The organism is Rickettsia asiatica (assembly GCF_007989425.1).
In the GTDB taxonomy this organism is placed as follows: Bacteria; Pseudomonadota; Alphaproteobacteria; order Rickettsiales; family Rickettsiaceae; genus Rickettsia; species Rickettsia helvetica.
In genome coordinates this window covers 1,123,145-1,145,779 of the sequence record NZ_AP019563.1, presented here as the reverse complement: position 1 = coordinate 1,145,779, position 22,635 = coordinate 1,123,145, and the positions used below count along the sequence as shown (strand labels likewise).

The following is a 22,635-nucleotide window of genomic DNA, read 5'->3' as shown; positions in this document are numbered from 1 at the left end:
TTATGTCGTCAATGCTTAAGCAAATTAGGTTAGATTCGGGTAAAACTTTAAATCAGGTATCTAGTGATTTAAAAATTAGAAAAAAATATTTAGTAGCTTTAGAAGAGGAGGATTTTAATGTTTTACCGGGAGAAGTATACGTAAGAGGTTACTTAAAATTATACTTGGATTATCTTAATGTAAAAGATCGAAATGCAGAGCAGATAGAAGCTACTAAACAGAACGAAACCGAAAAATTATTAAATAATAAAAGAGCTACGGCATTGATAAATTATAAACGTAAAAAACAATTTAGTACTTATATCTATTATAATGTTATCGATTATTATTGTAAGTCATCCATTCATAATTAATGCTTAAATGAAAATGGATAATGAAATATTAGACTGCTTACAGAACGAAGCTAATAAAGAGGAATTTGAAGGAGACACAAAACGCAGCACTGCAGCGTACAAAGAAGTACGTGAGGATGCGAGTACCGGCTCGACGTACAAATACCTTTAGAAGCAAGTTATGCAAGCAGTCTAAAAAAATTAATGGAAGAAGTTGAGCATAAACTCGATGATTTATTGAGTACGCTTGTAAATAATCAAAATGAAGTTAAAAAATTACAAAATGAAAATAAAGAATTAAAAGATAATTATATAAAAATGCTAGATCAAATTAACATTTATATTAATGAACTTGAAGAAATAAAAAAACAGCAAAAATAATTATGTCAATTGTTACGGTAACATTAAATAACAAGAGTTTTCAATTATATTATAATAATGGAGATGAGGAAGAATTACTATCTTTAGCGAATAAATTAAATGATAAAGTAGCGGAAATTAAACTTGGTAGTCCTACAGCCTCTTTTGAGCTATTATTAGTTATGGCATCCCTTAATGCTCAAGCTGAAATAGCAAGCCTAACAGAAAAGCTTGATAAAAACGGCTTTCAAAAAAATCATCCAGACGAAGAAAAATTCGCAGAAACCTTAACTACTATAGCAGGTTACCTAGAAAACCTTGCACGTAAAATGGGAAAGTGATATATTAGCTCTTGGCTGCTTGGTTCGTGAGCTTAATATTAACCTAGGACTACCACTAACTTTTAGGACATCGTCCCTGTCTAATACTAATTCAGTTTAGATATATGAAGTCCACCTTTACATAAAGGTCTTTGAAGGATTTTAAGTAACGGCCAAAGCGGTCATGTATACTCGTTTAATGTGAAAAATTGGCGACAAAGTCTTTTGCTGATAATCCTCACGTACTAGTATGTACGCTGCGGTTATCAGCTTCAAGACGCCTTGCTCTTTTCCAAATTAAACTTCGTCTACCTACTTTCTCTTACTCACAGTATATCTTTAAAATGAAACAAACAAAATCAAGCAATAAAGTTCTCGGTGCTTTTTTAGGCACTATCATTGAGTATTACGACTATAGTTTATATGGTTTTTCAGCGGCAATAATTGCCGATAAATTCTTTTCAGCCGGTACTGATCCATTAACAAAACTTGTAAATGTTTTTGCCGTTTATGCAGCAGCATATTTATCAAAACCTATGGGTGCTTATATTTTTGGACGTATAGGGGATATATACGGTCGAAAAAAAGCCTTAAGTTTTACGATTATCGGTATTGTAATTCCTACCTTAATAATCGGTTTATTGCCTGATTATTCTTCGATAGGAGTTTGGAGTACAATAATTTTAGTTTTATGTCGCTTCATGCAAGGTATTTTTATTGGAGGGGAATATGACGGTGCAGCGATTTATGTTATTGAACATTTAGGAGCAAAATACCGATTTACTGCCTCGGCAATAACTAGATGTACAGGAGTAATGGGTTTATTATGCGGGATTGGTACAACTAATTTCTTTAATTCTCATATTTTTCCGGAGTGGGGTTGGCGTATTCCGTTTTTACTAAGTTTACCGCTTGCATTAATAACCCTTTATTACCGTCAAAAATTTGATGAAACACCGGAATTTAAAGAAGCACATCATAGTCAAGATTCTATTGAAAAACTTAGCTTCATAATTAAAAAGCAATGGAAGGATATTTTACCTCTTATATTCTTAGCCGGAGGTTTTGGAGTAACATATCAAATTGCAATCATCTTTATGAAGCAATATTTACCAATCGTATTACCTTCAGTCGGTATTATTATGAGTTCCTTTTCAGTCTTAATAGTAATATGCTTTGCTGTTTGCATGCCGATTGCCGGCTTTATTGCTGATCGTTTAGGAGTTAATTCAGTATTAAAAACTGCATTTATATGTACTATTACAGCAAGTGTATTTTTTGTGATAGCAGTAAAATATCAAATGACTAATTTAGGGCTTGCAGCTAGTTTAATGTTAGCTGCATCAGTTGCTCCTTTTAATGCTCTTGCTCATAGTATAGTTATTAAGTCTTTTGTAGTTAAAGAACGCTATCGTGTTATAAGTTTAGGGCATAATATCGGCTCAATGTTAATGTCCGGTACTGCTAATTATATTTGTGCAAAGGTAATAAAATCATTTGATTTTAACCTATTTCCGATTTTATATCTTTGCATGTTTGCCGTACTTGCTTATTCTATGACCATATTATTTAACCGTAATAGGTAAAAAATAAATCTTGACGAAAATAATGAGTGCAAGTATCTTTATTCATAATTTTTTTAACTTTAAATTTAAATGTTATGCATAAGATTTTTCATAAATCTATAATTTTTATTATCTTAGCTACCTTTATTAGCGGTTGTGCTCGTGACCTATCTTCAAATGTATATACTAGCGATGCAACTTAAGTTTAACGTTAGAAGGAGAAGTAGTATCCGTACGTCCTGTAAAAATAAAAGAATCAGATCGTTTATCAGATAATTCAGGTGGTATGGCAGCAGGAGGTATAGCAGGGGAGGTGTACTTGGTAGTACAGTAGGTCAAGGCAACGGTACTACTGTGCTGCGATATTGTCGGAGGTGCACTTGCGCAGGGGCAGCTGTTGGAACTATATTACAAGATAAACTCGGACAGAGTAAAGGGTATGAATATTTAATTAAAGTTGATACTTCTAAAATAAAAAGTGACTATTATGAAGGTAGTACTTGTTATGCGTAATGTTATCTCTGCGCAGTTACAAGCTGCTTAATTACCGTGGTACAAGGTACAGACGTAAATATAAGAAACGGTCAAAAAGTATATGTTATTTTTTCCGAAAAGTGTACCCGTATAATACCGACTAATTAAAGGTAATAATTATGCAATTAAAAAACCTAGTATTGTATATTTTATTAGTTTTTATTACTTCAGGCTGTACAAAAGTAACTTCTGTGCGTCATGTTAGCGGATATAATAAAAATATGATCGCTCACAAGGAAATATTAGTTTTACCGATGCAAACGGAAGTATATACGTTCGATATTGGTAATTGCAAAGAACGTAAATATGATACAGAGCGTACTGAAAAGATGATCATCGAAATTTTTGGCAAAGAAATAGCAAAACATGTAGAAGGTTTAACTAGAATTAAACCTCACGGAAAAATCAGTGCCGAAGAAAGCCTAAACCTATTATTAAGCAAAAAAGATATGATACCGCACTTATAAAATTATTTGATCGTATTCATAACGTGCAAACCTTAGGAGCTAAATCACCTGAAAAAGCGAAGAAGATCATTGTGGAAACATTTAAGAAGTTTCTAGTTGTTGCTATACATTTAGAGTGTTATGAAATTGAAGAAAAGTTTATTGATGATTTTATGTCAAAATCTGATAAATCAGTTGCAGTAAATAAAGCGTTTAGTATACAAGATGAACATAACAATACTCATAAATTATATGCGTTTTTAGAGAAAAATAAAATATCGGACAAAACACATCAAATGCTTATATGTACCTTATATAATGACCAAAGACGATGAAGAAAGCTTAAACACTTTCATACACTTGGCTAAGATAATGAGATTTCCCAAAAACAAAATCAGAAACTCAAATAACAAATTTAAAAGTGAGCTTAATGAAGCGTATAAGCGAATCTTACAAAATTCGGTGTCAAGAGCTTAATATTGAAACTATATTTTTAAGTAAGATAGAGTTATTTAAAACTCGGTTTAGAGTTACCTAAACCGAGTAATAAATTACTACTTACCTAAAAGTGGATATGTAACATTTTTTAAGAATTTTCTTTTAATATAAGTACATACTAAAAATGTCAGTACGGTACTTGGAACATAGCGAATTATCGTAGGTAAATATCTTATTAAGGTCTTATTGAAACTAAGTCAGTAAACGGCGTACTTATGCTCTCTACTAACTCTCTACTTTTTGATCTTAAACAATCTAATAGAAGATATAATAGAAATTATTCCGCTTTGCATAAGAAAATAAAATTCCGTACTATCCGAACAATAACAATAATTAGCAATAATTATTAAAACTAAACCTAGAATATTAAAAAAATAGACAAATGGTTTGCCATAAGATTTCTCTTCTTGCTTCATGCTACTTTTTAATAATTAATATATTAGAGATTTTAACATTGAATTACCTATTTCATAAGAATAGCGAGCAATACGCCTGCACCAAAAGCGTAGGCGAGATTCCGCAAAGGGTGGTCACGTGTCGACTCACATAAATCCGCTACATTAGCTTTACCTTTATCCATTCCTTTATCTTTATAATATTCCATAACGGATGATAAATTACCTAACTGCTCATCAAGAATATCTCCGGATTTACCTTTTAAATTACGTAATCTTGACACTAAGCTTTCAATATCTTTTTGATACCTTCGACATCTTCTTTAGCAGAGTTTGAATTTGATTCTTTCATAATTTACTCCTTTATTAGTTTACATTTTGTTAAGTAAATTACTTTGCTTACAATTATAGGATACTCCTCTTATAAGCACTTTACAATAGCTTAAATAACATTATTGAAATAAATTTATGAGATTTTAAAATAAAAAAAACCGAATCCAGAATAGATTCGGTTGAATTTTAGAGAGTTTTTACTTACTACCAAATGAAGAAACAATTTTATTAATTAATGATTCAATATTAATTGTTGATTGAGTATATCTTATCTCTTCATTAGCCGCTAAATTTTCATCGTCATTACCCGGTACAATTGAAATATATTTACCTCCAAGTAATCCGCTGGTGACTACTTGGGCTTTAGAATCTTTAGGTATTTTAACAGCATCATTAATATTTAGATATACACTTGCATAAAAGCTATTTGGATCTAAAGTAATTTTCTTTACACTACCGATTTTTATACCTGAGATCATTACGTCGCTTCCGACTGCTATACCCTCTGCACTCTGAAAATTAGCAGTTACCTGATAACCTTTTAAGCTAGTTATAGAACTACCTGTTTTATAGGCAAAAATCAAAAATAGCAAAGCAATAATTAATACCACAAAGCCGATAATTGTCTCAATAATGTTCTGTTTCATTGTTTTTTTATATTTTATAATTAATTACGGTTGCCATCTATTATATTTAAGATTTGATGTTTTAGATGCCTTTTTAGCTATTTTATTATTAGACATTCCAAACTTCTTCGCTTCTAGAGGTAATTTAGACGTCGATCCAGTACTCGCATCCTCACGTATGTCTATATACGCTGCGGTGCTGCGTTCCGTCTCTCCTTTAAATTCCTCTCTATAAGCTGGTTTGGAAAGATATCTATTCTTTTGCCACGGAAAAAGCTGAATATTTTTTGGTATCTCATTTACTAAATGATGTAACCAAGCGTGCCAACTTGGCGGAATTTTTGTAGGTTCATTTACATTTTTATAAATAATAAACCTCCTTGGACGCCTTAAATAATCAATATTACGGCTTTCATAATATTGATTCAAAAACTCATCTTCTCCTACTTTTTTGTGAAAAAAAGTAATAAAAAACTTATCTATCCACGACATTTTAAAATTTCTATAGCAGTTTCTCTTCCTTGCACTGCAAGTTTATCGGCAGCAATATTACCGCTATTATTTGCATGACCTTTTACCCATTTCCAAATAATAGTATGTTTACTCAATTCTGCGTATAATTTTTGCCATAAATCGGCATTTTTAACGGGTTCATTGTTGCTTTTACACCAATTATTTTTTACCCAATTATGAATCCAAGCGGTAATTCCTTGTTGCAAATATTTACTATCGGTATAAATCTCAACGTTACAAGATTTTTTCAAAATCCTCAATGCTTCAAGTGCTGCCATAATTTCCATACGATTATTAGTCGTATCTAACTCATACCCAAATATTTCTTTGCTAGTATCATTAAATTGAAGTAAAGCTCCCCATCCTCCGGGACCAGGATTACCTGCACATGCACCATCAGTATATATAACTACTTTTGAATCCATATATGGGCATTAACTAGGCTTAGGTTTAGAAGAGTTACGAAACTTATCTAACATTATAACATTTGGATTTGGAGATAATGAAGTTTTATAACTTTTATTATTACTTATTTCCTCTTCATGTTGGTGATTTTCTTGTATATTTAACGACTGATTAAAAGTTAGACTGTAATTATTATTGGAATCAACAAAGCTAATAAGTGCATCAAAAGGTACGTAAATTATTTCTTTAACACCGTCAAAACTTACCGTTAAAGAAAAGCCTGTATCATTTACTATTAAATTTTCAAACTGATATTGCAGTACTATTGTTATCTGTTTTGGATATGCCTGTTTAACTTTTGAAGGTAAAATTACCGCAGGGTTATCGGTTCTGTACGATATGTATATTAACTGATCCCAATATAAATTTTCATGCTGAATTTTTGTTAGAATTTTTTTCACAAATTCTAGTATAGATTCATTCACAAATTTTTTATATTCAATATTCATATGAGAAAAATAAAATATACACTCTAAAAATAAAAATAGGTAGACGAAGTTTAATTTGAACAGTTTACGTCATTGCGAGGAAAAACTGTAAGTTTTGACGAAGCAATCCAGTTAAAAATGCTAAAGGTTAGCATTTTTTTTATTATTTTCTGGATTGTCGCACTCCTTTCAGTCGCTCGCAATGACGATATCAACCGTTTTTAGGCAATACCAATTTTTCAAATTAAACGAGTATACGCGAGGGTTTTTCTGTTGCCCGGCAAACCCCCAAGCCGCGTAGGATTAAGCTGCAGCTAAAGCTGGAGCACCCACATAACGATTATTATCGTTTGCATTTCTTTGTTTTGACCCATATGGCAAAAACCATCGGCGGAATCATCCCGAGTAAAAGCAATTTTTTTATTAGGCACGTCGATCCTATTTCGCCCCCATAAAATACTCGATGAACTTCGTATTGTCTACTCTTTAAGAATTATTACATCTAAATGACGCAGCTAATAAAGAGGAATTTGAAGAAGACACGGAACGCAGAACCGCAGCATACACTTAGTACGTGAGGATTCGAGTACCGGATCGACGTACAAATTACCTTTAGGAGCAAGTTATTTAGAAAGTTTTGGTGGAGGCGTCGGGTACTGCCCCCGAGTCCGTAACCTCTATTCTAAATTACGTTTATTACTATAGCTATATTAGCACCAAATATTATGCCTTAATTTGATTAAAATGTAAAGGTCAAATAAGAATTCTAGATTTATATTAAAAATGGACTTATATTATTTGTATACTTATAATAAATATTACTTTTTAAAAAATATTTTATGCTACCAAATCTTGGAATTATCGCCGGCAGAGGTTCATTACCTTACTTAATAGCAGGTAATTATACAAAGCAAGGCGGCAGTTGTTATATAGCGGCAATTAAAGACGAGGCCGATATAGATCAAATTAAAAATTTTGAATATAAGCTTTTTAAAATAGGCATGGTCGGAGAAGCTATTAAATATTTTAAGGAGCATAACGTAAAAAATATTATTTTTATCGGCGGAATTAATAGACCGAATTTTAAAAATTTAGCCGTAGATAAAATAGGCGGTTTATTGCTTTTCACAATAGTTGGACAAAAAATTCGAGGAGATGATAGTTTGCTAAAAACAGTAGCAGATTTTTTTGAAAGTTACGGTTTCAAGGTAATTTCAAGTAATGAAATATATAAAAATCAACAAGGTGACTCCAATATTATAACCGATACTAACCCTACAAGTTCAGATAAAAATGATATTGAGCTTGGAATAAAATTATTAAATCATCTAAGTTCATTCGACATCGCACAATCTGTTATAGTTGAAAGTGCCTACATACTTGGTATAGAGGCTGCCGAAGGAACGGATAATTTAATAACGAGATGTGCAGATTTGCGTAAAAATCCTTATGGAGGAGTATTAGTAAAAATACCGAAATTAGGTCAAGATAATAGACTAGATATGCCGACGATCGGTCCTAATACTATAAAGAATCTTGCTCAATATAATTACAAAGGAGTAGCTATTCAGAAAAATAACGTAATTATAGTCGAAGAAGAATTAACTATAAAACTCGCTAATGAACATAAAATTTTTATAACAAAATGTTAGCAATAGGTATTACCGGTAGCTATGCATCGGGCAAAACTTTTATTTTAGATTATTTAGCAGAAAAAGGATATAAAACTTTTTGTGCTGATAGATGCATAAAAGAATTATATCAAGATATAGCTTTGCAAACTCAAATCTTAAAATTACTACCTGAGCTTGAGTATTTCAATATTGGAAAAATCAGTAATTTAATTTACAATAACGACCTATCTAGAGAGAAATTACAAAATTTTATTTACCCATTACTAATAGATAAACTCATTTTATTTAAAAAAGAAAACGTTAATTCCAAATTTGGTTTTGCTGAAATACCTCTGCTTTATGAAGCTAAATTTGATAAATATTTTGATTTTGTCGTAACAATATACTGCTCTGAAGAAATAAGAATGCAAAGAGCGATAACGAGATCTTCGTTTGATATAGCAATTTATAATAAAATCAAAGAAATTCAACTATCACAAGAGAGCAAAATAGCAAAAGCAGATTTTGCTATAAATAGCGGCGTTGATATGTTAGACTTGGAAAAACAAATAGCGAAGCTAATAAAGGATTTGGAAGTAAGATAATTCTTGTCATTGTGAGGAAATTACGGTCTTGTTGCATGAAACGAAAAACGCATTCGATATCATACCGTGGCTTGACCACGGTATCCAGAAAAATAACTTGATAATACTAATATTATTAGTATTTTTAACTGGATCCCCCGATCAAGTCGCGGGGATGACAGAGGGGGGGAAGTGAGCCATGCAATAACATCCGCTCACAATGACGATTTTAAAGACTAATAAAGGATTTGGAATGTCGAGTTTAAGAGAAATAATTTTAGATACCGAAACTACGGGACTTGACCCACGACAAGGTCATCGAATCGTTGAGATCGGTGCTATTGAGATGGTAAATAAGGTATTAACAGGCAGGAATTTTCATTTTTATATTAATCCTGAGCGAGATATGCCGTTTGAGGCTTATAGAATTCATGGCATATCCGGCGAATTTTTAAAAGACAAACCTCTATTTCATACAATAGCCGACGATTTTTTAGAGTTTATTTCAGATAGCAAACTTATTATTCATAATGCTCCTTTCGATATTAAATTTCTAAATCACGAATTATCATTATTAAAAAGAACCGAAATTAAACTCTTGGAACTAGCAAATACTATTGATACTTTAGTGATGGCTAGAAGTATGTTTCCAGGCTCAAAATATAATCTTGATGCATTATGTAAAAGATTTAAAGTTGATAATTCAGGTAGGCAGTTTCACGGGGCTTTGAAAGATGCGGCATTACTTGCAGAAGTATATGTAGAGCTAATGGGCGGTAGACAATCCGCTTTTAAAATGATTGATAAATCTGCCGGAATAAATAATTTAGCCACTAATCAAGTAAATAACAAAACAGAGCAAACTACTATCGTTATTAAACCTACAAAAGAAGAGCTGCAAAAACATAAAGAATTCCTAAGCAAGATTTTAATGCCGGCTTAAAATTGGGGTTGTTGTAACCCTTGTCATACCGCGACTTGATCGCGGTATCTAATAAAACAATCAGTAACGGTATATTTCTAGAGATACCGCGGTTGTAGCCGCGGTATGACAAAAGGACATTAAACTTAACCATGACTAACAAAACTAATTTAACAAATTTCTTTGTACTTATAACTTTTACAATACTTATCTCCTTAGGCTTTTGGCAGCTTAGTCGATTAAAAGAAAAGAAATTATTCTTAGCCTCAATGCAAGCTAATCTAACCTCACCTGCAATTAATTTAGCAGAAATTCAAGACGGTTTATCTTATCACAAAGTAAAAATTACCGGTCAATTTTTGCCTAATAAAGACATATATTTATATGGTAGAAGGTCAATGTCGAGTGAAAAAGACGGATATTATTTAGTGACTCCTTTTAAAACCATAGAAGATAAAGTTATTTTAGTAGCACGAGGTTGGTTTAGTAATCGCAATAAAAATATTATCACGCAGGCGACCAATGATCAAAAACATGAAATAATCGGCGTTACTATGCCATCTGAAAAAACTCGTAGCTACTTACCTGCTAATGATATAAAAAATAATGTGTGGCTAACGTTAGATTTAAAAGCAGCATCCGAAGCTTTAGGGTTAAATCTAGAGAATTTTTATATTATCGAGGAAGGAAAAGATATTAGTAATCTAGATATTGTACTGCCGCTTTCGATCAATCATTTAGCAGCTATTAGAAACGACCATTTAGAATATGCCTTAACTTGGTTTGGACTTGCTATTTCCTTAATCGTAATATATGTGATTTATAGGCGTAATGTCATTCCTGCGTAGAGATCAGTTTTTCGTCATTGCGAGGAAATTACGCAAGTAATTGACGAAGCAATCCAGTTAAAAAATGCTAAAGATTAGCATTTTTTTAATTATTTTCTAGATTGTCACGCAGCCTACGGTTGCTCGCAATGACGATTAGGTACACATGCAATAATGCTACGCAGGAATGACATCAGATCCATACAATATAGAAAAAAGAAATAATGAGTGATTTACAACAACAAGCATCCGATCCCAATTATTCCGTTTGGGTTTCGGCATCTGCCGGTACCGGTAAAACTAAGATCCTAACCGATCGGTTTTTACGTCTATTAATAACGGGAGTAGAACCTTCAAATATTTTATGCCTTACTTTTACTAATGCTGCTGCTATAGAGATGCAAGCAAGGATTAATAGCAGACTTAAATATCTTTCTCTTTGCAACGCCGAGAAACTAGAAAAAGAACTTTTCTTAATGAGCGGCAATAAGCCATCGCCGCAAGAAACAGAAAACGCAAAAACTTTATATAATAAAATACTAAATAGCAATGAGCCTTTAAATATCTATACAATCCATGCTTTTTGTCAAAAAATTCTTAAAATTTTTCCTTTAGAAGCCGGCATAACGCCGGAATTTAAAATTCTTGAAGAAACCAAGCTACAAGATATCTTCCTAAATATCAGAAACGAACTTTATTTAAGCGATGAGCATAATGACCTAATTAAAGTTTTGTTGAACCGCTTTCATGAAATAACCCTGCAAGATATTTTTACTGAAATAATCGAGCAGAAAATTAAATTCAAAAAGTTATTTACTCATAAAACTATTTCAAAAGAAATATCTAATAAAAGACTAGCACTTGGTCAGTTAAACAATATCTATGACGAAATAGAAAATTTATTTGCAGAATATGATCTAGAGATAAAAGCTCAAGAAATTTTTTTTACGAAAGACGGAAAAAAACGTAAAAGCCTTTTATCGAAAGAATTAACAAGAAAATATCCTAAATTATTGCTAGAGCTAGAAAAAATTACCTCTGAAATTTACCGATTAGATGAGCTGCGTCGTATAGAAGAGCTAGAATATCACATGAATTTACTTACTAAACTTGCTCATATTATTTTAAAAAAATATGATTCATATAAGGAAGAAAATAATTTACTCGATTACGACGATTTAATTTACTACACCGAGAAATTACTAAATAATAAAACTATGCACGAATGGTTGCTGCATAAGCTGGAGAGTGAAATAAATCATATTTTGGTTGATGAAGCACAAGATACAAGCCCCCCGCAGTGGAATATTATTACTACTTTAATAACAGAGTTTAATGCGGCAGATAAACAACAAAATGTCATACCATGGCTCGTCCACAGTATCCAGGAAAAAATAAAAAAAGATTGGATCCCGCGATCGAGTCGCGGGATGACAATTTTCATAGTAGGTGACGATAAACAATCCATTTTCAGTTTTCAAGGTGCCGATCTTCATAATTTCAGCTTAGTAAATGAGCAACTAAAAGCAAACCTTACAAGTACTAATAAGAAATTCAAAAATATCACCCTTGAATATTCTTATAGATCATGTGCAGAAATTTTACAATTTACTCACAATGTTTTGAAAAATATAAAATCTGATTATCCAAGTTTATTCCTTTCGAATAATCCTTTAATATCCTCATTTCGTACACATCAAGGCATCATAACGGTTTGGCCCTTAGTAACAAGTGAAAAACAAGAAGAGCTTTTTTGGGCGTTACCTGAAGATTATGAAAATTCTAAATCTGCTGCCGATTTACTCATAAAAAAAATCGTAAATTTTATAAAAGAACAAATAGAAAGCAAAGAAATTTTACCGTCCACTGCAAGCAGAATATACGAGAAAGATTTCATGATATTAGTAAGAAAGAGAGATGAATTTAGTAATAATCTGATAAAAGAACTTAGCAAAGCTAAACTTAAGGTTGAGATAAGTGATAGAATTAATCTTAAAGAAAATCTAACTATAATGGATTTAATATCCGTGGCTAAATTTGTGTTATTACCTGACGATGATTTAAACCTTGCCGGTTTACTAAAATCGCCGATTATCGGCATGAATGAGCAACAATTATACGAACTTCTTGTAAATAAAAACGATAATAGTTTATGGGATAATCTATCTGCTTATGAAGAAATATATACTAAATTAAATTCTTTGATTGAAATTTATAAAATATCAACTGTTGAGAACTTCTTTGATTTAGTGATGAATAATTTAAATTTACGAGAGATTTTTTACGCTTATAACGGCGATGATAGCGATGATATGATAAATGAGCTATTAACGTTAAGCAAAAACTATGTGAATGATATAGATAATTCACTACAAGGCTTTATAGCCTGGTTTGAGAATAACGATATCTATATCAAACGTGATATGAAACATTCAGACAAAATAAGAGTAATGACTATACACGGCTCTAAAGGACTTGAAACTCCTATCGTTATATTATGCGATTCTACTACTTTGCCGATAAGCAGCAATAAATTTATTTGGGATGATAAAGGTGAAATGTTTTTTTCTGCTAATATTGTAGATACACCAACATTTTTACAAAAGCTGAAAGACGCTGAAAAACTAAAAGATTTGCAGGAATATATAAGACTACTCTATGTTGCAATGACGAGAGCTAAAGACCAGCTCATTATATGCGGTTTTAGTAATAAAGCTGCTATTCCTGAAAATTGTTGGTATGAAATAACCAAGAAAACTTTCAATTAATAATTGCTTAATTAAATATAATATGCCATTAAGACGCACTTATAATTTAAAATAGCGTCTTATGTTGAAGATTTTAGAAATTTTTTTTGAAAATAAAGCAAGAATTAAAATAGAAAGGTTTAAGCAATTACCGCCTTTACATGCAGCTGCTGCAGAAGGTAGTATTTCTGATGTAAGAATATATTTACATAGAAAATGTGACGTAAACAAGCAAGATATTAACGGTAATACCCCTCTGCATCATGCTTATGAAAAAGGTAATAAGGAAGTAATAAAAATACTGCTTCAATCTCATGGCATTGATAAGAATATTCAAGATAATAAAAATTATATCCCTGCAGATTATAGCACTGAATTTGAAAATAAAGTAGATAAGCTTGGAGAAGTCATAGAATAAGAATAGCTTGACAAATAACCAATTTATCTAAAATTGTTAAAAAAGGAGAAGAAAAATAAATTTTTAGCAAAAATTAATAAGATTTTTTTGAAATAGAATTAACTATTCTTTCAAAAATCTTATTAATTTTCCTTCATAAAACCTAGAATTATTTTATACTTTCTAAATATAATGAACGCTGTTCTATTCTTTTTATCTCATCTATCGTTACCTGTTCTTCTAGCCTTTATTTAAACTTGGATCTCAGTTTTTCTAAATCTTTATTTTTCTTAGAAATTGGTAATATTTTAGATAATAATTTATTATTTTTGTTGAACATACGGTTGCTCCCGATTGATTAAACTTAAGTTGCTCAAGTTTTAACCACCGAAGATTTTAACCTTGGGTGGTTGGGGCATTAGAAGAACCGTCACAGAACAGTTATAATAGCCTTTAGGTTTAAAGTGCAAACTTTAAACCCTGAACATCGCTAAAATCACCCCAACCATGACAAAGTTGAGGAGCATTTTTAAATGGATAATGCTAACCATCTGTGATAAAGGACTTCTACACCTCGGAATAACGTTACCGCTATTCTTGCAAGAATTCTAGCTTACTACTTTAAAAAGTCAACTAGGCTTTATTATATTTTTGAGCATCAACTAAAATTCATTCAAATCTTCTCGAAAGGACATAAAATTAGAAGAAGAATTTATGAAGCCTTTAAATATAAGTCAAAATAGATTAGCTCGTGATATTGATGTACTGCCAAGCCGTATCCATGCTATAGTACATGGCAAAAGATCAATTACTGCTGATATGGCTTTACGGCTTGGTAAATATTTTCAAACTTCGGCTCAAATGTGGATTAATCTGCAATCACATTATGACTTAGAACTTGCAGAACGTAACGATTAGCCACATATTAAAGATCGTATTCGTACTATGGAAATAGCGAGAAGAGCAAGTTAATTATTTTTAACTCACTCCGAACCAGTATTAAATAACTGTACTAAATAGTATATAAATATCCAGCGTTTCAATTTCCTCCTTAGTAAATTTATAAGGAGATTTTATATAAATAAGTTTTTTGGCGTCTTGCTTCTTTATTTGGTCAGGCGGAAATATATATATAATCTATGTTCTTCTTGATCCTGAGACTCCTTATTAGCATGCAGCACTTCATACAAAGCTGTTATATCTTTTTTTGTTTCATCTAAAAAAGATGTACAACTTCTTCTAACTTGTCTTTAAATAAACTACTTAACTCTTTGATCACTTTCTAGCTCTTCCTGTGAAATTACTCTTATATCATCTAATTTAAAATAAGATTTGATATTTTCTAAAAAAGAATTAGCATAATTCTCAGTTCTAGGGCTTTTAAGGTTTTTTTATACTTTGTTATTTTAGAAATAACGACTACAACAAGAAAAATAAAAATACTTATTAACAGAGGATATAAGATATTTAACTGATCAAACATTATTAATTTCACAGAATTTAGTTGATACTATATAATAGTAGTAACATTCATTTAAATTTCAACTTAAATAATGCAAATAGCGAATTATTATTCGGTTAGAAATATTGAATATAAAAGAAGACTAGCGTCAAACCCAGATTTCTACAATTTTTATGGGGTAGCAAATTACATTTGTAATTTGCTATCGGTTATAATTTTGGATAAATTAAGTATCAAAACCATAATCCTTTGGTTGCCCTATTAGATGAGAAAACTCAGGTTTGAAAATATTGCAATACTCCTCTAATTCTTGAACGTTTGTGTTAATCTGTTGATAGTCATATTTCTCTAAATTTCTAAATTTTTCAACTAACTTGTTTTTATTAGCAACATTTTTAAAAACATCAATCTTAGAATATCCATCCTTTTCCTCTTCTACTAAAAAATAATTGTAATATTCTAAACGATTTTCCGGAAGATTTAATATAAATTCTGCAAATTTTTCTAATTGAAGATTAGTAATTACTCTAAGGCTAGGTACTATTTGTTCTTTATATTCTAAAATTATATGTGTAGCTTTTTCAAATTCTTTTGGTAACTCATTCATTTTAAAAAGTTCATCTTTAATTTTTATAAAATGTTGATCGTTTAATTTATAAATTTTATTATCTTTAAATTCACATTTCGTTTGCAAATCAAATTTTCGTCCTTTTTCTAATTTCTCTAACCCTAATTTATTTGTTTTAACAACATTATTAGATAAAATATACTACCTTATAATTAGTTGATATTTCTTCCTTAATTTTCTGCTCTAATAATAACTTTTGTTGTTTAATACGTAAATAGCATAGAAAAATTTTCTGATTTACAATCAGTAATAAATGTTTCCGTATTATCAGATATTGTACTATTCCCAGGTTCTATTAATCTAATTATTTCCATATTGACTTGTATTTTATCTAATGCTTGCTTGACATTATCGAAAAATTTTTCTTCCTTTTTCTTTTTATCTTGCACCTCAGATAGTTCACCATTTAGCTCCTCTTTACTAAATAATTTTTTAAATGCAGCAAGCCATGGACTAAAAGCTGTACTTTCTAACTTTTCAAAATATTCTTTTAACTTCATAACTAATTTCCTTGTTTATATTTTCTTAGTTTAATTTATAGTACTAGTTGAAAGTAATCAAGTTATAGAGCTAAGAAAAATTAATACTTTTGTAAAAATTACATGTAGCGTAACAATTGAAAAACAGTTTTAAAATGCTTAAAATAATTTGACTATTTTAGAAAATTTTAATAAAATCTATTAATAAACTCAATCGATAATACAAAATATGAAAACAGCTTTTATCTTCCCCGGTCAAGGGTCGCAATTGATCGGCATGGGAAAAGATTTTTATGATAATTTTAAACCCGCCAAAGAAACTTTTCAGATCGTTGATGAAGTACTAAAACGAAAACTCACTGATATAATTTTTAATGGACCTTCTGAAGAATTGACCTTAACCACTAACGCACAACCGGCATTAATGGCAGTATCTATGGCAATAATAAATATTATCAAAGCTGAAACCGGTAAAAGTTTGGATAGTCTTTGCGATTATGCTGCCGGTCATTCGTTAGGTGAATATAGTGCTTTATGTAGCACCGAAAGTATTAGTCTTGAGACAGCAGCAAAACTACTTCATATACGTAGTACATCTATGCAGGAAGCATGTCCTGAAGGTGAGGGAAGCATGGCAGCTTGTATCAATATTCCACTTCAAAAACTTGAAGAAATATTAGAAGATATAAACAAAATAAATTTATGCCAAATTGCCAACGATAACATCGAAGGACAAATAGTTATTAGCGGCAAGACCATAGCTATAGATCATGCTATTAGTATAATTAAAGATTTAGGTTATAAAGCGATAAAGCTGAAAGTCAGTGCTCCATTTCATTGTAGCTTAATGAAACCGGCAGAAGATAAAATGCGAGTAGCTCTTGATAAAGCTGTAATTAATAAGCCTCTGATACCGGTAATCCAAAATTATACCGCAAAACCTACTCTAGATCCTAAAGAAATCAAACAAAATTTAATTCTTCAGATATGCGGACGAGTTAGATGGCATGAAACTTTAGAACTATTTAATACCTTAGATATAACTCATATAGTAGAAATAGGTGCCGGAAGCGTACTAATAAATATGCTCCGAAAAATTAATTATCCATTCAAATTAAGTAATATAAGTAATTTAGAAGAACTACAGAATTTTTTAGATAACGTTAGCAAATAACTGTCTTTAATAACTTCTGACTTATAAAGTTTTTAAATTAACTTAATATTATTATATGAAAATTAGTTTTAGTTTTTTTAAGCAATTGCTAGAATTATTAACTAGTGATTGGCGAAGCTATTTAAATGACAGAATAACAGAGCTGAAAAATTTAGCTTTATTAGACGGTAATAATACATTTTTAAGAGAAGAATGTTATAGAAAAATTGCTCTTATTAAAGGATGCATTAAAGAAGGGGAATATCCATGGTATGTTGCTCCTTTTAATAAAATAGATCATACAAGTTTACTACTTACCAACATTCATATATTAGAGCTTGATTATCTAAATCAAAATACGGTAAAAGCAGTAAAAAATATGCTCCGAAATAATTTCAAAGATATATATAATCCGGAAATTTATATTATTGCTAACTATGAAGAACATACAATTAAAAACTATACAATAATAGATAAAATAGCCAAAGGTAAAGTTATTACCTTTGAAGATTTAAATATTAAATATGTAGATCACACGGATGAAGAGTTAAAATATATAGGTGATATTAGAAAACTAGACAGCGAGTTAGTAGCAGATATATCAAATATCATCAAATTTATTTATCAATTTTATTTTGTAGATTCTGCTATTACTCAGTATACGATCATTTTTATGGCTGCACATTTTGAAGAACTACAAAATTTTCATCAAAATTTAGATAACCTTAACTTTTTAGTACCGTTACAAAAATATAATCCCGAATACCAACCAAAAGACTATAAGAGTTTTGTCAATATTGAAGCAATAACTTGGAATAGATTTTTAGTTAAATATCAGAAATTATTTGATAATCTTAGCGAAGAACATTCAGAAATACTATTTAGCATTTGTAGTGATAATGATGATTTTGTAAAATCATTGCTTTCAGACTTCATCTCTCTTGATTTAGAAAAGCAAACTAAAACCATAACCTATGTGATGGATAAATATAAAGATAACACGGATTCTATTTGTCATATAACCACACAACTTTTCAATATTTGTAAAAATACGACAAAGCCTGAAGTTGTAAAATATTTTATTGATTATTTAGAACCTTGAAAAGGATTACCTATTTTTTGGTGTTATAATGATATGCTTCCTATAGGTGAAGTTTCTTCAAAACTACCGAGCCATGATTATGAATAATATTTAAATCAGTAATAAAAATTCTAAAATAATTCTAGAAATTTTATAATTTAGATGATATAAAGTTAGGCCATAACCGGAGAGATGGCCGAGTGGCCGAAGGCGGCGGTTTGCTAAACCGTTATATGGGTCATACCGTATCGAGGGTTCGAATCCCTCTCTCTCCGCCAGATCTGGACAGTTAGCCAATTCTTGAAGTTCTATCTAAGTATAATCTTTATCACCAAGCATATTATAGATTTCTTTCATATGTTTATGCTTTAGCCACATCTCGGCATTCCCGATAATATAAAGGTTATTTTTAGCTCTACTAATACCGACGTTTAAGATGTTTGGTTTTTCGGTCATGATGGTTCTAGTCCCGACATCTCTAGGTCATTGAGCTCCAAGCAACATAATAACCGTATCTGCTTCTTTCCCCTGAAAAGCGTGAATAGTACCGATATTTCTATCGCAAAAATCTTTTATATATTTCGGTAATTTTTGATCTTTAGTTAAATTTAATATTTTATATTTTTGTGAATATAAAGTTTAAAACTTTTATACATAGTGATTACACTCTAATAACTCCTTTGAATTAGGTTTATTTACAATAGATTTAAGTAATTGATATAATACGTCAAATTCTGCCTTAGACTCATGTTTACCTTTTGTGCTATTATTATCTGCAACATTTATCCATCGTGAATTACCCAAAATATCACTAATTACAGATTTTGGCGGTGAAACTGCAAAAATCATTTTATCGTCATAGGCAATTTTATTGCAGATATCAAACATCAGATTTTGACACCTTCTATGGACTAGTAAAGGAAAACCAACTAGAGTTTTATTATATTTAGTTTGATACAAAGAGTTACGATCGGCTAAATGCTGCATGGAAACTTTGGAAGGCGACCAATCCGGAAATGAAACGCTAAATTTTTCACATAGTTTTTCAATTAATTTTTGTTTAAGTGTAGAAACAGGCTGAGTTTGCATCGGGTCGCCTACTACTACAACATTCTTTGATTTATATATAGCACTGGCAGCATATTGTGGTTGTGCTTGTCCGGCTTCATCAATAATAAGCCAAGAAATATTATTATGATTGAAATACTTAAACATATTATCGAAAGAATGGAAAGTAATTGATACTACCGGTACAACCATAAAAAAGTTTTGCCAAACTGTTTGCCAAATTTTACGATCTATATCCATAGACGATGTAGTTAAAATAGTTGCAAATAAATTCAAACTACACCAAAAAATATCAGCATTCGCATTTATAAAAACTTCATGTATTTTGGTAGCTTTAATAAATAGTTCTGATCTAAGTTGCTCAAACTTTTCGTTAAAATAATGGGGGTTTTATGCAGTCTATTACTTTGTTCCTCCCAAATTTGCCAAAAATGGTCATCTTCAAAATTTTTAACGTCAAAGCCATATTCTTTCAAAAGCTCGGTAGGTTTTACTAGTATATGTAAAATATCTTGCAACTTCATTATTTCCCTTGAAGCTTTTAACTTATTTTCTCTTTCTATGAAATATTGATATTTTTTTGTATTAAAGAATTTATGAATTTTTTCAGATAATTCGGAGTTAAATCCTTTAAAGTTTCTTTTTTCTAATTCCGAATCAATATTTTTTAGTATACGGTTTAACTTAGAAATTACATCTGTAAATTCTTCATCATTAATTATAATCTTATGTGTATTCAAAATATTTTTTTGCCTGATTTTGAGTAATCACTATATCGATAGCATCATAGATACCAGTAATTTTTTTATGTAATTCTTTAAATTCTTGACATTCCTGAACCCATTTATTGTTTAGGTCTGAAGGTGATTTACAATATTCAGGTTTATAGTTTACAGGAGTATGATCCTTATGGTTATTATTATTTAGTAAATTTAAATATTGACGCATCTTGAAAGTTTTGGATTTATTATTATCCTTCTCATTTCTAATATCCCAAAACCGTTCAATAAACTTTTTCCTATTTTTAGAATTTCCAAGCACTGCTGAAAATATACCCCAGCTATCTTTATTGGTTAAAAGTCGACTGAAAAAATCTAATTCATTTTGGTAAACGGGATCTATTTTAGTCTTAAGCGGTAACTCTTTAGAAATATTTTCAACGGAATTATTGTTAAAAGAAGCGATAACAATACTATAATTTTGTAATTCCGTTTTTAAAGTCTTTATATTATGCTTAAAGGGTTTTTTATTTGAATTTTGTTGTTCGTGTACATGATTTTGTTTATCAAAACCATCCTCCGGATGGTTTAATTGTGACATTTTTAAAGCACGTTCAACATATAAAGGTTTGCGATTATATCAAACATTAAAGTGGTTTTACCGGTACCAGGCGGGCCGTTAACGGCAAAAAGCTTTTCTGATGAAGGTAATATTGAGTTAATTGCTGCTGCTTGCAAAGCAGCTAAAGTATTTTTCGGTGAAGAAGGCCAACGGCTAAGTTGCATTTCTTTTGGTTGCAGTAAGCGTTTAAAAGCTTCTAAGTCCTCTAAAATATCTATAGAATTTGGTTTGCTTTCTAATCCTAAATATTTAGAAATTGCTGAATCTTTAGTAATATTTTTACATTTTTTCTAAGCGAATTTAGAGGCTTAAGAAAAAAACTATTAAACATTTCTAAAGACGGTGCCGATAATGAAGAACTAGTATTGTCTACATTATTTACTTCATCTGCCTTTGTTTCATTATCATTTTCTTCACTCTCTTTTGCTTTGTTCTCTTCCGGCTTTTTCTTTTTTGATGCAATAACTCTTCTTACACAAATTTCAGAATGATCAATTAAATATTTTGACTTAATCTTTAATGATGCAACTAAAAAATCAATAATACGATTGATTATCTCTAAATCTAGTTGTACTTACCCTTCATTTATAACTTTACCGTAACTAAGTGATTCACGTATTAAGCTATTATCTATGTCATCGAAATTAATTAATTTTGTAAGATCATCTTCACAAAAATCATCTTTGGTAATTTCGCCTAAAGCATATGCAGCCGTGGAAATAACCATTGAGTCTTTTTCATAAATCATATTTTCATTAATAGTTAATGCAGCAATAGGAGTAATGGTTGCAGTATCTTGATTTACGTGATCTTGTAAAATTTCTGTATTGATTTGTGTTAGGTTACTAATTTTTTTAAAAAATCAATTTTCGGCTTCTGACCATTTCAAGTATCCTAAATAAATATTCCAATAGACCGCTACGTCATTTTCATTTAGATCTATATCCAGGTCTTTTTTATTAAATTCTTCAAATGGTTTATCCCTCAATAAAAATAAGTGCTTCTTCATCCTTTAATTTATGGCTAAATTTTTCATCTAATAATTTCTTTTCTTTATATTCTTCTACAGCTTCAAAATATTGTTGCAAATTTTCATTCTTGAAGGGAGTTAAGTGTTCAATAGCTCTCCATACATCTAAAATAGATTTAATTTGTTCATCAGATTGATTGTACATAAAAAGAAGTTTACACTTAAAATAGAAATATCCTAAGTATGAAACTAGAAGAAGTAAACAACTTTTTAATGTTACTATTTATAGCATATAAAGATGTGTATAATGAACACAATTATTACCAGATTATTAATGATTTTTAATAAAACTTTATTATCTTTTATAAATTCATTGAATATATTTCCTTAACCCAAATAGGATATAATAAATGCACAATAATAAGGAAATTATTAAATATATAGTGTCTAGCATTTGGTCTTCTTGGAATCCTATAAACTAGTCACCAAGCATACAACTAGCTGCCTTAAGTTATATATTCTCTTGTTTAATTGATGGTAACGATGCA

Annotated in this window: 25 protein-coding genes, 1 tRNA gene, 2 other RNA genes and 6 pseudogenes; 18 read left to right on the top strand and 16 right to left on the bottom strand. The window is 30.5% G+C overall.

The features are described from left to right. Positions 1 to 2 precede the first annotated feature (2 nt). The 7 genes and pseudogenes from RAS_RS06855 to RAS_RS10815 form a co-directional block, all read left to right on the top strand. Positions 3 to 360, top strand: a pseudogene (locus tag RAS_RS06855) (helix-turn-helix domain-containing protein). Beyond that, positions 361 to 504 carry a palindromic element RPE1 domain-containing protein gene (locus tag RAS_RS10825; RefSeq protein WP_332094802.1) on the top strand — a complete coding sequence of 48 codons (144 nt, stop codon included), beginning with the start codon at positions 361 to 363 and terminating at the stop codon, positions 502 to 504. Between the two features lie 32 nt (positions 505 to 536). Beyond that, on the top strand, positions 537 to 713 hold the full coding sequence (locus RAS_RS10820; RefSeq protein WP_332094801.1) for a hypothetical protein: 177 nt from the start codon (positions 537 to 539) through the stop codon (positions 711 to 713). A gap of 2 nt (positions 714 to 715) precedes the next feature. Then, complete coding sequence (locus RAS_RS06845) at positions 716 to 1,033, top strand: cell division protein ZapA (RefSeq protein WP_147143472.1); 318 nt, start codon at positions 716 to 718, stop codon at positions 1,031 to 1,033. Between the two features lie 9 nt (positions 1,034 to 1,042). Further along, positions 1,043 to 1,201: non-coding RNA, 6S RNA (gene ssrS / locus RAS_RS06840), on the top strand. Between the two features lie 155 nt (positions 1,202 to 1,356). After that, positions 1,357 to 2,598: an MFS transporter gene (locus RAS_RS06835; protein ID WP_147143469.1), complete on the top strand. Its 1,242-nt coding sequence runs from the start codon at positions 1,357 to 1,359 to the stop codon at positions 2,596 to 2,598. An 821-nt stretch (positions 2,599 to 3,419) separates the two neighbouring features. Beyond that, positions 3,420 to 3,932, top strand: a pseudogene (locus RAS_RS10815) (hypothetical protein); the annotation flags it as partial. Between the two features lie 179 nt (positions 3,933 to 4,111). On the opposite strand, the pseudogene RAS_RS09095 reads toward RAS_RS10815, so the two are convergent. From RAS_RS09095 to ssrA, 7 genes and pseudogenes are all read right to left on the bottom strand, one after another. Beyond that, positions 4,112 to 4,471 (bottom strand): annotated as a pseudogene (locus RAS_RS09095) (hypothetical protein). 47 nt (positions 4,472 to 4,518) lie between these two features. Then, positions 4,519 to 4,802, bottom strand: a pseudogene (locus RAS_RS06810) (hypothetical protein). Between the two features lie 178 nt (positions 4,803 to 4,980). After that, positions 4,981 to 5,430 carry an outer membrane lipid asymmetry maintenance protein MlaD gene (mlaD, locus tag RAS_RS06805; RefSeq protein WP_147143466.1) on the bottom strand — a complete coding sequence of 150 codons (450 nt, stop codon included), beginning with the start codon at positions 5,428 to 5,430 and terminating at the stop codon, positions 4,981 to 4,983. A gap of 24 nt (positions 5,431 to 5,454) precedes the next feature. Continuing rightward, a complete protein-coding gene (locus RAS_RS06800) occupies positions 5,455 to 5,901 on the bottom strand; it encodes an NADH-ubiquinone oxidoreductase subunit NDUFA12 family protein (protein WP_147143463.1) in 447 nt (148 codons plus the stop codon). Then, positions 5,889 to 6,347: a ribonuclease HI gene (gene rnhA, locus RAS_RS06795; protein ID WP_147143459.1), complete on the bottom strand. Its 459-nt coding sequence runs from the start codon at positions 6,345 to 6,347 to the stop codon at positions 5,889 to 5,891. Before rnhA ends, RAS_RS06800 begins: the two co-directional genes overlap by 13 nt. Positions 6,348 to 6,356: 9 nt before the next feature. Next, positions 6,357 to 6,836, bottom strand: coding sequence for an SspB family protein (locus tag RAS_RS06790; protein ID WP_010421429.1), 480 nt, complete (start codon positions 6,834 to 6,836; stop codon positions 6,357 to 6,359). Positions 6,837 to 7,074: 238 nt separating this feature from the next. Continuing rightward, positions 7,075 to 7,570, bottom strand: a transfer-messenger RNA (tmRNA) gene (ssrA, locus tag RAS_RS06785). 84 nt (positions 7,571 to 7,654) lie between these two features. Between ssrA and RAS_RS06780 the strand changes: the two genes are divergently transcribed. From RAS_RS06780 to RAS_RS06750, 8 genes and pseudogenes are all read left to right on the top strand, one after another. Further along, entirely contained in the window at positions 7,655 to 8,467 is an 813-nt protein-coding gene (locus tag RAS_RS06780; protein WP_147143457.1) for an LpxI family protein, read from the top strand. Beyond that, a complete protein-coding gene (gene coaE / locus RAS_RS06775; protein ID WP_147143454.1) occupies positions 8,461 to 9,033 on the top strand; it encodes a dephospho-CoA kinase in 573 nt (190 codons plus the stop codon). Before RAS_RS06780 ends, coaE begins: the two co-directional genes overlap by 7 nt. Before the next feature lie 232 nt (positions 9,034 to 9,265). Further along, a complete protein-coding gene (gene dnaQ, locus RAS_RS06770; protein ID WP_147143451.1) occupies positions 9,266 to 9,955 on the top strand; it encodes a DNA polymerase III subunit epsilon in 690 nt (229 codons plus the stop codon). 131 nt (positions 9,956 to 10,086) lie between these two features. Further along, positions 10,087 to 10,782 (top strand): SURF1 family protein, encoded by a 696-nt coding sequence (locus RAS_RS06765; protein ID WP_147143447.1) that lies wholly within the window; start codon positions 10,087 to 10,089, stop codon positions 10,780 to 10,782. Between the two features lie 203 nt (positions 10,783 to 10,985). Beyond that, positions 10,986 to 12,221: pseudogene (locus tag RAS_RS11185) on the top strand (UvrD-helicase domain-containing protein); the annotation flags it as partial. Then, positions 12,198 to 13,529: pseudogene (locus tag RAS_RS11180) on the top strand (3'-5' exonuclease); the annotation flags it as partial. The pseudogenes RAS_RS11185 and RAS_RS11180, both read left to right, overlap by 24 nt. Before the next feature lie 61 nt (positions 13,530 to 13,590). Continuing rightward, entirely contained in the window at positions 13,591 to 13,926 is a 336-nt protein-coding gene (locus RAS_RS06755) for an ankyrin repeat domain-containing protein (RefSeq protein WP_147143440.1), read from the top strand. A gap of 672 nt (positions 13,927 to 14,598) precedes the next feature. Continuing rightward, positions 14,599 to 14,823, top strand: a complete 225-nt coding sequence (locus tag RAS_RS06750; protein ID WP_269473027.1) for a HigA family addiction module antitoxin — start codon at positions 14,599 to 14,601, stop codon at positions 14,821 to 14,823. Between the two features lie 770 nt (positions 14,824 to 15,593). Here the strand turns inward: RAS_RS06750 and RAS_RS06745 are convergent. Both RAS_RS06745 and RAS_RS06740 read right to left on the bottom strand, forming a co-directional pair. Continuing rightward, positions 15,594 to 16,061: a hypothetical protein gene (locus tag RAS_RS06745; RefSeq protein WP_147143437.1), complete on the bottom strand. Its 468-nt coding sequence runs from the start codon at positions 16,059 to 16,061 to the stop codon at positions 15,594 to 15,596. A gap of 137 nt (positions 16,062 to 16,198) precedes the next feature. Further along, positions 16,199 to 16,495, bottom strand: a complete 297-nt coding sequence (locus RAS_RS06740; protein ID WP_147143434.1) for a hypothetical protein — start codon at positions 16,493 to 16,495, stop codon at positions 16,199 to 16,201. 208 nt (positions 16,496 to 16,703) lie between these two features. Here RAS_RS06740 and fabD point away from each other — a divergent pair, with 208 nt between their 5' ends. The 3 genes from fabD (at position 16,704) to RAS_RS06715 (ending at position 18,986) form a co-directional block, all read left to right on the top strand. Beyond that, on the top strand, positions 16,704 to 17,648 hold the full coding sequence (gene fabD, locus RAS_RS06735; protein WP_147143430.1) for an ACP S-malonyltransferase: 945 nt from the start codon (positions 16,704 to 16,706) through the stop codon (positions 17,646 to 17,648). A 55-nt stretch (positions 17,649 to 17,703) separates the two neighbouring features. Further along, positions 17,704 to 18,729 (top strand): hypothetical protein, encoded by a 1,026-nt coding sequence (locus RAS_RS10160; protein ID WP_232049212.1) that lies wholly within the window; start codon positions 17,704 to 17,706, stop codon positions 18,727 to 18,729. 165 nt (positions 18,730 to 18,894) lie between these two features. Next, positions 18,895 to 18,986, top strand: a tRNA-Ser gene (locus tag RAS_RS06715). 34 nt (positions 18,987 to 19,020) lie between these two features. On the opposite strand, the gene RAS_RS10155 is transcribed toward RAS_RS06715, so the two are convergent. The 7 genes from RAS_RS10155 to RAS_RS10125 all read right to left on the bottom strand — a co-directional run bounded on the left by RAS_RS10155 (position 19,021) and on the right by RAS_RS10125 (position 22,292). Next, positions 19,021 to 19,164: a hypothetical protein gene (locus tag RAS_RS10155; protein ID WP_232049211.1), complete on the bottom strand. Its 144-nt coding sequence runs from the start codon at positions 19,162 to 19,164 to the stop codon at positions 19,021 to 19,023. Between the two features lie 192 nt (positions 19,165 to 19,356). Further along, on the bottom strand, positions 19,357 to 20,052 hold the full coding sequence (locus tag RAS_RS10150) for an AAA domain-containing protein (protein WP_232049210.1): 696 nt from the start codon (positions 20,050 to 20,052) through the stop codon (positions 19,357 to 19,359). 29 nt (positions 20,053 to 20,081) lie between these two features. Beyond that, entirely contained in the window at positions 20,082 to 20,516 is a 435-nt protein-coding gene (locus RAS_RS10145) for a hypothetical protein (protein WP_232049209.1), read from the bottom strand. Further along, positions 20,503 to 21,096 carry a hypothetical protein gene (locus RAS_RS10140; RefSeq protein ID WP_232049208.1) on the bottom strand — a complete coding sequence of 198 codons (594 nt, stop codon included), beginning with the start codon at positions 21,094 to 21,096 and terminating at the stop codon, positions 20,503 to 20,505. The genes RAS_RS10145 and RAS_RS10140 overlap by 14 nt, the downstream gene beginning before the upstream one ends. Positions 21,097 to 21,098: 2 nt before the next feature. Continuing rightward, positions 21,099 to 21,281: an AAA family ATPase gene (locus tag RAS_RS10135; protein ID WP_232049207.1), complete on the bottom strand. Its 183-nt coding sequence runs from the start codon at positions 21,279 to 21,281 to the stop codon at positions 21,099 to 21,101. Positions 21,282 to 21,691: 410 nt separating this feature from the next. Continuing rightward, positions 21,692 to 21,865, bottom strand: coding sequence for a hypothetical protein (locus tag RAS_RS10130; protein ID WP_232049206.1), 174 nt, complete (start codon positions 21,863 to 21,865; stop codon positions 21,692 to 21,694). Between the two features lie 229 nt (positions 21,866 to 22,094). After that, positions 22,095 to 22,292, bottom strand: coding sequence for a hypothetical protein (locus RAS_RS10125; protein ID WP_232049205.1), 198 nt, complete (start codon positions 22,290 to 22,292; stop codon positions 22,095 to 22,097). Between the last annotated feature and the right edge of the window lie 343 nt (positions 22,293 to 22,635).